At 71.6% G+C, this 14,382-nt stretch carries 10 protein-coding genes; 9 read left to right on the plus strand and 1 reads right to left on the minus strand.

Annotated features, from left to right (window positions below):
* The first annotated feature begins 128 nt into the window (after positions 1-128).
* From OHB00_RS03360 to OHB00_RS03400, 9 genes are all read left to right on the plus strand, one after another.
* Entirely contained in the window at positions 129-1,085 is a 957-nt protein-coding gene (locus tag OHB00_RS03360) for an LLM class F420-dependent oxidoreductase (RefSeq protein WP_406431035.1), read from the plus strand.
* 78 nt (positions 1,086-1,163) lie between these two features.
* Positions 1,164-1,727, plus strand: a complete 564-nt coding sequence (locus OHB00_RS03365) for a cysteine hydrolase family protein (RefSeq protein WP_406445599.1) — start codon at positions 1,164-1,166, stop codon at positions 1,725-1,727.
* Positions 1,724-4,777 (plus strand): FAD-binding and (Fe-S)-binding domain-containing protein, encoded by a 3,054-nt coding sequence (locus OHB00_RS03370; RefSeq protein ID WP_406431037.1) that lies wholly within the window; start codon positions 1,724-1,726, stop codon positions 4,775-4,777. The genes OHB00_RS03365 and OHB00_RS03370 overlap by 4 nt, the downstream gene beginning before the upstream one ends.
* Before the next feature lie 36 nt (positions 4,778-4,813).
* Entirely contained in the window at positions 4,814-6,616 is a 1,803-nt protein-coding gene (locus tag OHB00_RS03375) for a thiamine pyrophosphate-requiring protein (protein ID WP_406431039.1), read from the plus strand.
* Entirely contained in the window at positions 6,613-7,722 is a 1,110-nt protein-coding gene (locus OHB00_RS03380; RefSeq protein ID WP_406431041.1) for an enolase C-terminal domain-like protein, read from the plus strand. Before OHB00_RS03375 ends, OHB00_RS03380 begins: the two co-directional genes overlap by 4 nt.
* 43 nt (positions 7,723-7,765) lie before the next feature.
* Complete coding sequence (locus tag OHB00_RS03385) at positions 7,766-8,779, plus strand: SDR family oxidoreductase (protein WP_406431043.1); 1,014 nt, start codon at positions 7,766-7,768, stop codon at positions 8,777-8,779.
* Positions 8,780-8,922: 143 nt separating this feature from the next.
* The gene (locus OHB00_RS03390; protein ID WP_406431045.1) at positions 8,923-10,452 is read left to right on the plus strand and encodes an APC family permease; all 1,530 of its coding nucleotides are present in this window, start codon (positions 8,923-8,925) and stop codon (positions 10,450-10,452) included.
* A gap of 101 nt (positions 10,453-10,553) precedes the next feature.
* On the plus strand, positions 10,554-11,516 hold the full coding sequence (locus OHB00_RS03395; RefSeq protein WP_406431047.1) for an alpha/beta fold hydrolase: 963 nt from the start codon (positions 10,554-10,556) through the stop codon (positions 11,514-11,516).
* Positions 11,517-11,571: 55 nt separating this feature from the next.
* Positions 11,572-12,486 (plus strand): squalene/phytoene synthase family protein, encoded by a 915-nt coding sequence (locus tag OHB00_RS03400; protein ID WP_406431049.1) that lies wholly within the window; start codon positions 11,572-11,574, stop codon positions 12,484-12,486.
* On the opposite strand, the gene OHB00_RS03405 is transcribed toward OHB00_RS03400, so the two are convergent.
* Complete coding sequence (locus OHB00_RS03405) at positions 12,477-14,372, minus strand: glycoside hydrolase family 97 catalytic domain-containing protein (RefSeq protein WP_406431051.1); 1,896 nt, start codon at positions 14,370-14,372, stop codon at positions 12,477-12,479. The genes OHB00_RS03400 and OHB00_RS03405 overlap by 10 nt on opposite strands.
* Positions 14,373-14,382: the final 10 nt, after the last annotated feature.

Here is a 14,382-nt window from a genome sequence, read left to right on the forward strand (position 1 = left end):
TGGGGTCGCTCTGTCGGGGCCCGCCTCTCCGGTACCCCTCCTCATCCGGGCGACACGCCCTGCACAACCCGGTGGCCACCGGGTACTCGGCTGCGGTCCCCAGTCACACACGCGGATCAGGAGAGACGATGGCGGGCTTCGGATACTTCCTCTCGTGCGAGGAGCACAGCCCCGCGGAGCTGGTCGAACAGGCGCGGATGGCCGAGCAGGCCGGTTTCGAGTCGCTGTGGATCTCGGACCACTACCACCCCTGGCACGACGGGCAGGGCCAGAGCCCGTTCGTGTGGTCGGTGATCGGCGCGCTGTCGCAAGCGGTCTCGCTGCCGGTGGAGACGGCGGTGACCTGCCCGCTGGTGCGCACGCACCCCGCGGTGATCGCCCAGGCGGCCGCCACCGCCGCGGTGCAGCTGGGCGGCCGGTTCCGGCTGGGGGTGGGCACCGGTGAGGCGCTGAACGAGCACATCCTCGGCACGGTCTGGCCCGAGGCGCCGGTGCGGCTGGAGATGCTGGAGGAGGCCCTGCAGATCATCCGGCGGCTGTTCACCGGGGAGCAGGTCAGCCACCGTGGCAGGCACTACACGGTGGAGAACGCCCGCCTGTACACGGTGCCGGACGAGCCGGTGCCGATCGACGTGTCGGCGTTCGGCCCGCAGGCCGCCGAGGTCGCCGCGCGGATCGGCGACGGGCTGATCACGATGATGCCCGACGAGTCCGTGGTGGAGCGGTTCCGGCGCGGGGGCGGCGGCACCAAGCCGGTGTACGGCGGGATGAAGGTGTGCTGGGGCACCGACCGGCAGGAGGCGGTGCGCACCGCGCACCGGCTGTGGGCGAACGAGCAGCTGCCGGGCGAGCTCCCGCAGGTCCTGCCGACCCCGCGCCACTTCGAGCAGGCCATGGAACTGGTCACCGAGGAGCAGGTGGCCGGCTCCGTGCCGTGCGGTGACGATCCGGACGACCACGTCAAGGCCGTCTCCGCGTTCGTGGACGCGGGCTTCGACACCGTCTACGTCAACCAGATCGGCCCGGACCAGCAGGGCTTCTTCGACTTCTACCGCACCAAGGTCCTGCCGCGGCTGCGGGACTGACCGCGAACCCAGCGGAAGGTGGTGAACGCCGTGACCGGGCCCGGAGCGACCGACGGCCGCGCGCTCGTCGTCATCGACATGATCAACACGTACGACCACGAGGACGCGGAGCTGCTGCTGCCCGCCGCGGGGCAGGTGGTGGCCGTACTGGCGGACCTGATCGGCAGGGCCCGGGAGGCGGCCGTGCCGGTGATCTACGCGAACGACAACTTCGGGCTCTGGCGCTCCCACCACGGCGAACTCGTCGAGTCCGCGCTGTCCCGCCCGCACGCGGACCTGGTCGAGCCGATCCGGCCCGACGACGACTCGCTGTTCGTCGTGAAGGCCCGGCACTCCATCTTCTACGACACCCCGCTGGGCTATCTGCTGTGGGACCTGGGCGTCGGGACGGTGGTGCTGACCGGCCAGGTCACCGAGCAGTGCGTCCTGTACTCGGCTCTGGACGCGCACATCCGTCATCTGGAGGTCACGGTGCCGAGGGACGCCGTCGCCTCGATCCACTCGCATCTGGCGGAGGCCGCGCTGGAAATGATGGAGCGCAACATGGGTGCCCGGATTGTCCTGGCGAAAGAAGTCGACTTCCGGGGTACCCGGGGGGCCGTACCGGAGGAAACTCCACGTCAGCCCGGAGGTCGGCGATGAGCACACGCGTTCCCGGAGACTCACTTGAGGACCTGGTCAAGGCCCTGCGGGCCGGGACCGACGCGGAGGTCCGTTTCGATACCGGGAGCCGGGGTGCCTATTCGACGGACGGCTCCAACTACCGGCAGGTCCCGCTCGGCGTGGTCGTGCCCCGCACCGTGGAGGCCGGTGCCCACGCGGTGGAGCTGTGCGCCCGCTTCGACGTCCCGGTTCTGTCGCGCGGCGGCGGCACCAGTCTCGCCGGGCAGACCACGAACGAGGCCGTGGTGATCGACTGGAGCAAGTACTGCGACGCGCTGGTCTCCGTCGACCCCGACGCCCGCACCTGCGTGGTGGAGCCCGGCATCGTCCTGGACGAACTCAACCGGCGGCTCGCCGACCACAAGCTCATGTTCGGCCCGAAGCCGTCGACGCACAGCCACTGCGCGCTCGGCGGGATGATCGGCAACAACTCGTGCGGATCGTCCGCACAGGCGTACGGCAAGACGGTCGACAACGTGCTCCGGCTCGAAGTGCTGACGTACGACGGGCTGCGGATGTGGGTGGGGCCCACCTCGAAGGCGGAGCGGGCCCGGATCGCCGCCGAGGGCGGCCGGCGGGCCGAGCTGTACGACGGCCTCGACCGCCTCGTCACCGAGTACCTGGGGGACATCCGGCGCGGCTACCCGAAGATCCCGCGCCGGGTCTCCGGTTACAACCTCGACTCGCTGCTCCCGGAGAACGGCTTCGACGTGGCCAGGGCCCTGGTCGGCAGCGAGGGCACGCTGGTGACCGTCCTGCGCGCCGAGCTGGAGCTGGTGCCGGTGCCGCCGTACGAGTCGCTGCTGGTGCTGGGGTACGACGACATCTGCCAGGCCGCCGATCACGTGCCGCAGCTGCTGGAGCACTGCTCCCCCGGCCAGCTGGAGGCGCTGGACGGGCGGATGGCGGAGCTGATGCGCGAGGAGCAGGCCTACCTGGACTCGCTGCGCGTGCTGCCGGAGGCGGACAGCTGGCTGCTGGTGCAGTTCACCGGGGACAGCCAGGAGGAGGTCGACGCCCAGGCGCACGCCCTGCTGAAGTCGATCGGCCGGTCGGAGAAGGACTCCTCGGTCGCCTTCTCCGACAATCCGCAGCGCGAGCAGAAGATGCTGAAGGCGCGGGAGGCCGGGCTCGGGGTGACCGCACGGCCGCCGGACGACCGGGAGACCTGGGAGGGCTGGGAGGACTCGGCGGTGCCGCCCGAGCGGCTCGGCGACTACCTGCGGGACCTCAAGGGACTGTTCGAGGAGTTCGACTACGACCATCCTTCGCTGTACGGGCACTTCGGGCAGGGGTGTGTGCACACCCGGATCCCGTTCGGGCTGAAGACCGCCGAGGGTGTCGCGCACTTCCGGCGCTTCGTGGAGCGGGCCGCCGACCTGGTGGCCTCCTACGGCGGCTCGCTGTCGGGCGAGCACGGCGACGGCCAGTCCCGGGGCGAGCTGCTGGCCCGGATGTTCGGGGAGCGGCTGGTCGGTGCCTTCGGCGAGCTGAAGTCGCTGTTCGACCCGGGCAACCGGATGAATCCCGGCAAGGTCGTCGACCCGCATCCGGTGGACGGGCAGCTGCGGCTCGGGGCCGCCTGGCGGCCGGACACCCACGAGACCCACTTCGGGTATCCGCAGGACGAGCACTCCTTCACCCGGGCGGTGCTGCGCTGTGTCGGCATCGGCAACTGCCGGAGCCTGCAGGGCGACGTGATGTGCCCCTCGTACCGGGCCACCCGCGAGGAGGAGCACTCCACGCGCGGACGGTCGCGGCTGCTGTTCGAGATGCTCGACGGGCATCCCGACTCGGCGGTCAAGGACGGCTGGCGGTCCACGGAGGTCCGGGACGCCCTGGATCTCTGCCTGGCATGCAAGGGCTGCAAGTCGGACTGCCCGACAGGCGTCGACATGGCCACGTACAAGGCGGAGTTCCTCGCCCACCACTACGCGGGCCGGCCCCGCCCGGCCGCCCACTACTCGATGGGCTGGCTGCCGCTCTGGGCCCAACTGGCGGAACACGCGCCCGGGTTGGCGAACAACGTACTGCACGCCCCACTGCTCGGCCGGGTCGGCAAAGCTCTCGCCGGGGTGGCCGGGCAGCGGCAGCCCCCGGTCTTCGCCGAGCGGTCCTTCATGCAGTGGTGGCGCGCCCTCGGCACCGAGCAGCCGGACCCGGCGGACCCGGCGACCGTCGTGCTGTGGCCGGACACCTTCAGCAACCACTTCCACCCCTCGGTCGCGATGTCGGCGGTACGGGTCCTGGAGGACGCCGGCTTCCGGGTCGCCGTGCCCGAGACACCCGTGTGCTGCGGCCTGACCTGGATCTCGACCGGTCAACTGACCGTGGCCAAGAAGGTGTTGCGCCGCTCCCTGCGGGCGCTGGCGCCCTACCTGGAGGCGGGCACCCCCGTCATCGGGCTGGAGCCGTCCTGCACGGCCGTGTTCCGTTCCGACGCCCCCGAACTGCTGCCCGACGACCAGGACGTGCAGCGCCTCGCCGGGCGGACCCGCACCTTCGCCGAACAGCTCGTCCACCACGCGCCCGCCGGCTGGCAGCCGCCGTTCCTGGCCCGGCAGGCGACCGTGCAGACCCACTGCCACCAGCACGCGATCATGAAGTTCGACGCCGACCGTGAACTCATGCGCCGTGCGCATCTGGACGCGGACGTCCTGGACGAGGGCTGCTGCGGACTGGCCGGCAACTTCGGCTTCGAACGTGGGCATCACGAAGTCTCCATGGCTGTCGGCGAGTTGGGAGTGCTGCCCGCGGTGCGCGGGGCCGCGCCGGACAGCCTGGTGCTGGCCGACGGGTTCAGCTGCCGCACCCAGATCGAGCAGGGCGGCACCGGGCGCCGGGCCCTGCACCTGGCGGAGGCACTGGCCCTCGCCCTCGACGGCCCCGTGCCCAGTGACCGGCCCGAGCGGCTGGCCCGGCGGCCCGCCGAACCCTCCGGCCCGGCCCGGTGGGCGACCACCGCCGCCGCCGGAACCCTCGCGGCCGCGGCCGCGCTGGGCGCCGTACGGCAGTTGCGCCGCCCGTAAACGCACGCACGTCCACTTCAGGAAAGGTTGTCGAACATGTCGACGAAGGTCTCCGACTACATCCTCCAGCGGCTGCGCGAGTGGGACGTGGAAAACGTCTTCGCCTACCCCGGCGACGGCATCAACGCACTGCTCGCGGCCTGGGGACGCGCGGAGAACAACCCCCGGTTCATCCAGTCCCGCCACGAGGAGATGTCGGCCTTCGAGGCCTGCGGCTACGCCAAGTTCTCCGGCAAGGTCGGCGTCTGCGCCGCCACCTCGGGCCCCGGCGCCATCCATCTCCTCAACGGCCTGTACGACGCCAAGCTCGACCATGTCCCGGTGGTGGCGATCGTCGGGCAGACCAACCGCAGCGCCATGGGCGGCTCCTACCAGCAGGAGATCGACCTGCTCAGCCTGTACAAGGACGTCGCCTCGGACTTCTGCGAGATGGTCACCGTCCCCGAGCAGCTCCCGAACGTCCTGGACCGGGCCATGCGCACGGCCATGGCGCGCCGCTCGGTGACCGCTCTGATCATCCCGGCCGACGTGCAGGAACTCGACTACTCGCCGCCCGAGCACGCCTTCAAGATGGTGCCGTCCAGCCTCGGCATGTCGCACTACGCGCCCGTGCCCGACGACGGCGACCTCCAGCGGGCCGCCGACGTCCTCAACTCCGGTGGCAAGACGGCCATCCTGATCGGGCAGGGCGCGCGCGGCGCCCGCGCCGAGGTCAAGGAGGTCGCCGACCGGCTCGGCGCGGGGGTCGCGAAGGCGCTGCTGGGCAAGGACGCCCTCGACGACGACCTGCCCTACGTCACCGGCGCCATCGGGCTGCTCGGCACCCGCCCGTCGTACGAGATGATGCGTGACTGCGACACGCTGCTCGTCATCGGTTCCTCCTTCCCCTACACGCAGTTCCTGCCGGCGTTCGGGAACGCCCGGGCGGTGCAGATCGACATCGATCCGCACATGGTCGGGATGCGCTACCCCTTCGAGGTCAACCTCGTCGGCGACGCCGCGCGCACACTGCGCCGGCTGCTGCCGCTGCTGGACCAGATGGAGGACCCGTCCTGGCGGCAGAAGATCGAGAACAACGTCAAGGACTGGTGGGAGGTCATGGAGCGGCGGGCCGCCGTCGAGGCCGACCCGATCAACCCCGAGCACGTCGCCCACGCCCTCAGCGGCCTGCTCCCGGACGACGTCATCCTCTCCTCCGACTCCGGTTCGGCCGCCAACTGGTACGCCCGGCACCTGAAGCTGGGCGGGGCGATGCGGGGTTCGCTGTCCGGGACGCTGGCGACGATGGGGCCGGGCGTGCCCTACGCCATCGGCGCCAAGTTCGCGCACGGCGACCGGCCGGCGATCGCCCTGGTCGGTGACGGGGCGATGCAGATGAACGGCATGGCCGAGCTGATCACCGTCGCCAAGTACTGGCAGGACTGGGAGGACCCGCGGCTGATCGTCGCCGTCTTCAACAACCGGGACCTGAACCAGGTGACCTGGGAGATGCGCGCCATGGAGGGCGCCCCGCAGTTCCTGCCCTCGCAGTCCATCCCGGACGTCGGATACGCCGACTTCGCCCGCTCGCTGGGCCTGACCGGCATGCGGATCGACGAGCCGGGCGGGGTGCAGGGCGCCTGGGAGGCCGCGCTCGCCGCCGACCGGCCGTGCGTGCTGGACTTCGTGACCGACCCGGCCGTACCGCCGATCCCGCCGCACGCCACCCTCGACCAGATCGAGGCGGCGGCCGCCGCCGTCCTCAAGGGCGACAGCGACCGGGTCGCGATGGTCCGCCAGGGCTTCAAGGCCAAGGTGCAGGAGTTCCTGCCGCACCGGCACGAAGCGGGGCGACGGTGAGCGACCTGCCGGCCGTCGAACGGGTGGACAGCGCCGTCTACACCGTTCCGACGGACGCGCCCGAGGCGGACGGGACCGCGGCCTGGGACAGCACCACGCTCGTCCTGGTCACCGTCCGCTGCGGAGAGGTCACCGGGCTGGGATACACCTACGCCCCGGCCGCGGCCGCGCGGGTCGTCGACGACCTCCTCGCCGGGGTGGTCACCGGCCTGCCGGCCCTCGACGTGCCGCGCGCCAACGAGGCCATGCAGCGCGCCGTGCGCAACGCCGGGCTGCCGGGGATCGCCGCCGAGGCGATCTCCGCCGTCGACATCGCCCTGTGGGACGCCAAGGCGCGGCTGCTCGGGCTCCCGCTCGTGGAGCTGCTGGGCGCCGCCCGGGACGACGTGCCGGTGTACGGCAGCGGCGGCTTCACCACGTACGACGCGCAGCGGCAGGACCGGCAGCTGCGGGGCTGGGTGGCCGAGGAGGGCATTCCCAGGGTCAAGATCAAGATCGGTGAGTCCTGGGGCAGCCGCGAGGCACGCGACCTGGCGCGGGTGGCCCGGGCCCGGGAGAGCATCGGCGACGCGGCCGAGCTGTACGTCGACGCCAACGGCGGCTACGGCGTGAAACAGGCCGTGCGGGTGGCGGCGGGGCTGGACGGGGAGGGCGTGACCTGGTTCGAGGAGCCCGTCTCCTCCGACCGCCTCGACGCGCTCGCCGCCGTCCGCGGCCGGGTCATGGCCGACGTGACAGCCGGCGAGTACGGCTACACGCTGCCGTACTTCCGGCACATGCTCACCGCCGGGGCCGTCGACTGTCTGCAGGCGGACGTCACCCGCTGCGGCGGGATCACCGTATGGCTGCGGGTCGCGGCGCTGGCACTGAGCCACGGCCTGGAGATCTCCGGGCACTGCGCGCCCGCCGCCCACGCGCACGCGGCGGCCTCGGTGCCGAACCTGCGGCACCTGGAGTGGTTCCACGACCACGTCCGCATCGAGCGGCTGCTCTTCGACGGCGCGCCCGGCCCGCAGGGCGGCGCCCTGGTCCCGGGCCGGGACGGATCCCCCGGCCTGGGACTGCGGCTCGACGCCGAACGGGCCCGCCCCTACCGCGTCAGCTGACCGACCGGAGCTCACGAAAGCTCACGAGCCGAAGGAAAGGACCATGTCGCAAGTCGTCGTCATCACCGGAGCCAGCGCCGGCATCGGCCGTGCCACGGCCCGGCTCTTCGCCGAGCGCGGTGCGCGCATCGCGCTCATCGCCCGGGGTGAGGCCGGGCTGGAGGCGACCGCCAAGGAGGTCACCGAACGCGGCGGCCACCCGCTGATCCAGCAGGCCGACACCGCGGACCCCCACCAGATGGAGGCCGCCGCCGACGCCGTCGAACGGCTCCTCGGGCCCATCGACGTCTGGGTCAACTGCGCCTTCACCAGTGTGTTCGCGCCCTTCACCGAGATCACCCCGGAGGAGTACCGGCGGGTCACCGAGGTGACCTATCTCGGGTTCGTGAACGGCACCCGGGCCGCCCTGGCCCGGATGCTGCCGCGCGACCGCGGCACCGTCGTGCAGGTCGGCTCGGCGCTCGGCGAGCGGGCGATCCCCCTCCAGTCGGCCTACTGCGCCGCCAAACACGCCATCAACGGTTTCACCTCGTCCGTCCGGCTCGAACTGCTGCACAAGGGCAGCAACGTGCACATCACCGTCGCCCAGATGCCGGCGGTCAACACCCCGCAGTTCTCGTGGGTGCGTTCCCGGCTCCCCCGGCATCCGCAGCCGGTGCCGCCGATCTACCAGCCCGAGGTGGCCGCGCGCGGTGTCGTGCACGCCGCCGACCATCCCGGCCGCAAGCAGCGCTACATCGGCGCCAGCACGGCGGCGACCGTATGGGCCAACCGGCTGGCCCCGGCCCTCCTCGACCGCTACCTGGCGCGCACCGGCTTCGACTCCCAGCAGACGGACGCGCCCCGGCCGGCCGGCCGGGGCAACCTGTACGCGCCGGCCGACGCCGTGCCCGGCAGCGACCACGGCGCCCACGGCGAGTTCGACCAGCGGTCGCACGCCCATTCGGTACAGGCCGCACTGGCCCGGCACCCGGCGGTGACGGCCGCGACCACGACCGCCCTGACCGTCGCGGCGGTCGGCGGTGCACGGCGGCTGCTGGGCACCAGGGGCCGGTAGCGGGCCCTCCGGTTTCCGGGAGGTTTCCGGCGGTTGTGAGCGGCCGGGGCGATGGTCACGAGTTGAGCCGAAAGCTTGTGCGCTTGTGCGACACAGTGGACCATGGCCGAATCGCGCCCCTTCCGAGCACGCTGGAGCTCCCGGTGACCGCTGGACCCATCGCATCCGAGCCGGTCGACACGCCGGCCGCCGCCCAGACGGAACGGCAGAAGCTGCGCAAGCACTTCGGCCGCTTCGACATCCTGTTCTTCCTGCTGTGCACCATCGTCGGGGTGGACACCATCGGTGCCGTGGCCTCGTCCGGCGCCGAGGCGTTCACCTGGCTGATCGTGCTCGGCGTGGTGTTCTTCGTGCCCTCCGCGCTGCTGATCGCCGAGCTCGGGGCCGCCTTCCCCGACGAGGGCGGCCCCTACATCTGGACCAGCCGGGCCTTCGGGCGCCTCGCCGGCGCCGTCAACAACTTCCTGTACTGGATCACCAACCCGGTGTGGCTGGGCGGCACCCTCGCCGTCTCCGCCGTCACGGCGTACACCACCTTCTTCAACGGCGGGAAGGACCTGGGCACCCCCGCCTTCTACGTCTTCACCCTCGTCTTCGTCTGGGTGGGCGTGCTCGCCGCGATCCTCTCCTTCGACATCGGCAAGTGGATCCCGACCATCGGCGCCTGGAGCCGGTTCCTGCTGCTCGGCCTGTTCACCGTGACGGTCGTGGTCTACGGCGTCCAGCACGGCCTGCACGGCTTCGGCATCAGCGATTTCTCGCCGACCTACGCGGGATTCGTCGGCCTGGTGCCGGTCCTGATGTTCAACTACGTCGGTTTCGAGCTGCCCAACACGGCCGGCGACGAGATGACGGACCCGCAGAAGGACGTCCCCTACGGCATCTTCCGCAGCGCCGTCCTCTCGGTCCTGCTGTACGCGCTGCCGATCCTCGGCATCCTGCTCGTCCTGCCGGTCAAGGCCATCACCGGCCTCGGCGGGTTCATCGACGCGCTCCGCCAGGTCTTCACGGTGTACGGCGGTCACGTCGCCGCCGACGGCACGGCCACGCTCACCGGGGTCGGCTCCGTCCTCGGCGACCTGGCCGCGATCATGTTCATCCTCACGGTGCTGTCCTCCGGCGTCACCTGGATCATGGGCTCCGACCGCGCCCTGGCCGTCTCCGGCTACGACGGCGCGGCGCCCCGCTTCCTCGGCGTCATCTCCAGCCGGTTCGGCACCCCGGTCCGGGTGAACGTCCTCAGCGGCCTGGTCTCCACCGGCGTCCTGATCCTGGCCCACCAGCTGACCAACGGCAGTGCGGCCAAGCTCTTCGGCGCCGTCCTCGGCCTCGCCGTGTCCACCACGCTCGTCAGCTACCTGGGCATCTTCCCGGCGCTCCCGTTCCTGCGCCGCAAGTACCCGGACACGCCCCGCCCGTACCGGGCCCCCTTCCCCCGGACCATCAGCGTGGTCCTGACCCTGCTCATCCTCTTCGCCAGCGTGCAGCTGGTCGCGCCCGGGGCCGGTGACCACTGGTTCGGCACCGACTACGCGCCGGACGGCTGGACCCACGCCGAACGCGGGAAGTACCTGCTGACGGAGCTGGTCCCGCTCGTCGGTTTCATGCTCCTCGGCGTCCTGTTCTGGGCGCTGGGACGGCCTACCCGGCGGGCGGCGGCCGGCGGAAGGTAGGCTCGCCCGCTGATCCCCGCTCCCGCCCCCGGCTCCCGGCGCCTGTGTCCGGAGCCGGGCAGGACGGGTAGCCGAAGATCGTTGCACGTACGCTCGTGCACATGGTCCAGCATCGAATGGTCGACGTGAACGGGATCCGGCTGCACATCGCCGAGGAGGGTTCCGGCCCGCTGGTCGTGCTGCTGCACGGCTTCCCCGAGTCCTGGCACTCCTGGCAGCACCAGTTCGGCCCGCTGGCCGCGGCCGGCTTCCATGTGGTCGCCCCCGACCAGCGCGGGTACGGCAGCAGCGATCACCCCGCGGACGTCGAGGCGTACAGCATCTTCCATCTGGTCGGCGATGTCGTCGGGCTGATCAGGGAGCTGGGCGAGGAGACGGCGTTCGTCGTCGGGCACGACTGGGGCGCGCCGGTGGCCTGGCACACCGCGCTGCTCCGGCCGGACCTGGTGCGCGGGGTGGCCGGGCTGAGCGTGCCGCCGCCGTTCCGCGGGGCGCAGCCGCCGCTGCGGGCGATGGAGGAGAGATTCGGCGGCCGCTTCTACTGGAACTACTTCAACCGCCCGGGCGTCGCCGACGCCGAGTTCGCCCGCGACCCGCGCACCACCCTGCGGAAGTTCTTCACCATGGCGTCCGGGGAGGGCGCGGGCACCGGTGAGGTCCGGCAGCCGCTGGTCGACCCGGAGCGCGGGTGGCTCGCGGACATGCCGGACCCGCAGACACTTCCACGGTGGTTCACCGAGGCGGACCTCGACGCCCTCACCGAGAGTTTCTCCCACGGCTTCACCGGCGCCCTCAACTGGTACCGCAATCTCGATCGCAACTGGGAACTGACCGCCCCCTGGCAGGGCGCCGTCGTCACCCCGCCCGCACTGTACGTCTACGGCGACCGTGACCTGGTCCCGGCGTTCCCCGGCACACCCGAACTCATCGAGCGGCTCCCCGCGCTGATGCCCAACCTGGTGCGGGAGCCCGTCAGGCTGGCGGGTTGCGGGCACTGGACCCAGCAGGAGCGGCCGGACGAGGTGAACGCGGCGCTCCTGGAGTTCCTGAAGCCCCTTTCCTGAGAGCACGGTTCACGGCCACCGTCCGGCGGTCCGCGGCAGCCTCTACGATCATCTCGTGAGCGCGTGGAACAAGACCCTGACCGCGGCAGGCATCACGGACCCGGAACTGCGCCGGGACTACAGCACCCAGCGGCGTGTGGTGCGGCAGTACCGGCGCAGCGCCTATCTGGCCTGCCGGGTGCTGCTGCCCGCCGCCGTGCTGCCCCATGTGGTGGCCGCGACGGCGGTGATGCACCACGGGGACGACCTCCTGGACAGCGGCCCGAAGCCGGAGCGGGCCGCGGCCTGGGCTGCCTGGGAGGAGCGGGTGCGCACCGCTCTGGAGACCGGGACCAGTGCCGACCCGCTGATCCGCACGCTGCTGCACACGGTCTCCGCGTACCCGCGGCACCGGGAGGTCGTGGAGTCGTATCTGGCCACCGCCGCCGCCGAGTTGGAGTTCGACGGCTTCGCGACGGAGGCCGACTACCAGGCCTATGTGGATGCCTACTCGCTGCCCGCCTTTCTGCCGATCGCCGGCCTGCTGGGGCCCGAGAGCGACACCGACGGGCGGTTCCGGGAGGGTTGCCGCACGCTCATCGACGGCAGCCAGCGGCTGGACTTCGTCAACGACCTGGCCGAGGACCTGCGAGAGGGGCATCTGGGGATCCCGGCCGAGACCCTGAAGCGTTTCTCGGTGACGGTGGAGGACCTGGAAGCGGGCCGGGCCTCCGACGGCCTGCGCGCCCTGGTGGAGCACGAGGTCGAGAAGGCCCGGGCCGATCTGCGGTCGGGACGGGAGGTGCTGGCTCTGATGCCGGCGCCGCACCGGCCGATGGTGAGCGCCCTCGTCGAGATCGAACTGATGACCGCTGACGCGGTACTGGCGCGCGGTACGGGGGTGCTGCGGGGTTCGGCGTCACCGTCCACGGCGGGCACGCTCGGACTGTTGCTCGGTGCCCGCCGTGAGGCTGTGCGCGCTCAGCGGTAGCAGGTGGTGACGCCCGGCCGCCAGCGGCAGGCGATCCCGGCGAAGCCGCCGTCGGCGACGACATCGATGCTCAACTCGTCGCCACCGCTCACCACTCGCCGATCCTGGACCAGGCCGTCGGCGCCGTCCCGGACCGTCTCCACCAGCCAGCGCCCCCGGCCGATGGTCAGGGGCACGGTGGCGGTGTGGGCGGCTCCGGCGTAGACCCCGCCGAGGAACCAGCGGTCCCCGCTGCGGCGGGCGAGCACGGCTTCCTTTCCGGGACTGCCGGACAGCAGCCGGGTGTCGTCCCAGGCCGCGGGCTCCTGGTCGAGGAAGTCCCGGGCCAGGGGCCGCTGGTCGTAGGACTCGGGGGTGCCCGCGAACATCTGGAGCCCCGACTCGTAGACGACGGTGAGCCCGGCCTCGGCGGCGTCGGAGTTCGGGCGCAGGCCGACCCGCTGGAATCCGCCGGGGGTGAAGTCCATGGAGCCGATGACGTTGCGGGTGAAGGGCAGGGTGGTGAGGTGGGCGGCGGTGTTGGTGCGCTTCTCCTCGCCGCCGACGGCCTCCATGGTCATCACCTGGGGCCAGGTGCGCTGGATGCCCTTGGGCAGGGTGGCGCCGTGGAAGTCGACCATGAGGTGGTGTGCGGCGGTCTCCGCGAGGATCGTGTCGTACCACTGGAACATGGACTGCGCCTCGGAGTTCATGAAGTCGATCTTGACTCCCTTGACGCCCCAGCGTTCCAGGGTGGGCAGCCACTGGGCGCGTTCCTCGGGGGTGTCGAGGTCGCGCTGGTGGATCCAGACGATGATCCCGACGCCCTTGGCGCGCGCGTAGTCGACGAGTTGAGGCATCCAGCTGTCGGTCTGCCAGTCGGGGTCGGTGACGTCCCACTCGTCCGCCTTGAAGTACCAGCCGGAGTCGACGGCTTCATAGGGCCAGTGGTGTGCGGCCGCGTAGTCGACGTACGCCTTCTGCGCGTCGAGGCTCTGCCCTGCCGCGCGGCCGCCGGCCAGCCAGGTCCACAGCACGGTGCCCGGGCGGATCCAGGAGGTGTCGGCGACCTTGGAGGCGGGGGCGAGGTCGTCGGTGAAGGTGGACCGGGTGACGGTGGCGAGGTCACCGGTGATCATGGCCCGCCAGGGAGTGGTGAGGGGTCCGTCGGTGTGCACCTGGCTGTCGGCGAGCTTGACGCGGTAGGTGCCGGTGCCCTGGGTGTGGGCGAGCCGGGCGCCGGAGTAGGCGCCGGTGAGGTCGGACTCGGCGAGGAGCGTGTAGCCGCCGTCGGTGGCGAACAGGGCCTGGTCCGAGTACTCGGCGGTCGGTGCGGTCGCGGCGGTGTACTGGTTGAACTGGCCCTCGTTGTCCACCCGGTAGGTGCTGAGCCAGGCGCCCGCGTCCGCCGGCAGTTCGAACGCGGAGGTCTCGCCGAGGACGTCGCCGTACCCGGCGGGCAGCGTGTACCGGTAGGCGATGCCGTCGGCGGAGGCACGGACGACGAGGTCGAGGCGGGCGCCGGCGGCGGTGGCGAAGGAGAGCCGGGTCTCGTTCATGCGGACCCGGCGGTCCAGGCGCTTGCCCGACTTCGCCCGGTAACGCTCCTCGACCATGCGGTCCTTGCGGTGCAGGAAGTGCAACCCCTGGGAGAGATCGGCCTGTTGGGTGACGATGCCGACGGGCGACGGCTCGATGACCGTACGGCCGTCACGGGAGACCGTGAGGCTGAGGGTGCCGGTGGTGTCGTCGAGGGCTATCCGGGCGCGGGGTGCGTGTGCCGCCTCGGTCACGGTCCAGCTGTCCGGTCGCCGTTGCTCGGCCCGTGCGGGCGCGGTGGTGAGGAGGGTGGCCGCCAGCCCGGCACAGAGCGCCGCGACCACGGTTCTTGGGAGTGGTACAGCCATGAGAACCCTG

Source organism: Streptomyces sp. NBC_00631 (assembly GCF_045206895.1).
GTDB lineage: Bacteria > Actinomycetota > Actinomycetes > Streptomycetales > Streptomycetaceae > Streptomyces.

Excerpts from the sequence above, each read along its gene's own strand:
- OHB00_RS03395 (WP_406431047.1), top strand. The coding sequence starts at position 10,554 with ATGGTCCAGCATCGAATGGTCGACGTGAACGGGATCCGGCTGCACATC.
- OHB00_RS03385 (WP_406431043.1), top strand. The coding sequence starts at position 7,766 with ATGTCGCAAGTCGTCGTCATCACCGGAGCCAGCGCCGGCATCGGCCGT.
- OHB00_RS03375 (WP_406431039.1), top strand. The coding sequence starts at position 4,814 with ATGTCGACGAAGGTCTCCGACTACATCCTCCAGCGGCTGCGCGAGTGG.
- OHB00_RS03365 (WP_406445599.1), top strand. The coding sequence starts at position 1,164 with ATGATCAACACGTACGACCACGAGGACGCGGAGCTGCTGCTGCCCGCC.
- OHB00_RS03370 (WP_406431037.1), top strand. The coding sequence starts at position 1,724 with ATGAGCACACGCGTTCCCGGAGACTCACTTGAGGACCTGGTCAAGGCC.
- OHB00_RS03405 (WP_406431051.1), bottom strand. The coding sequence starts at position 14,372 with ATGGCTGTACCACTCCCAAGAACCGTGGTCGCGGCGCTCTGTGCCGGG.
- OHB00_RS03360 (WP_406431035.1), top strand. The coding sequence starts at position 129 with ATGGCGGGCTTCGGATACTTCCTCTCGTGCGAGGAGCACAGCCCCGCG.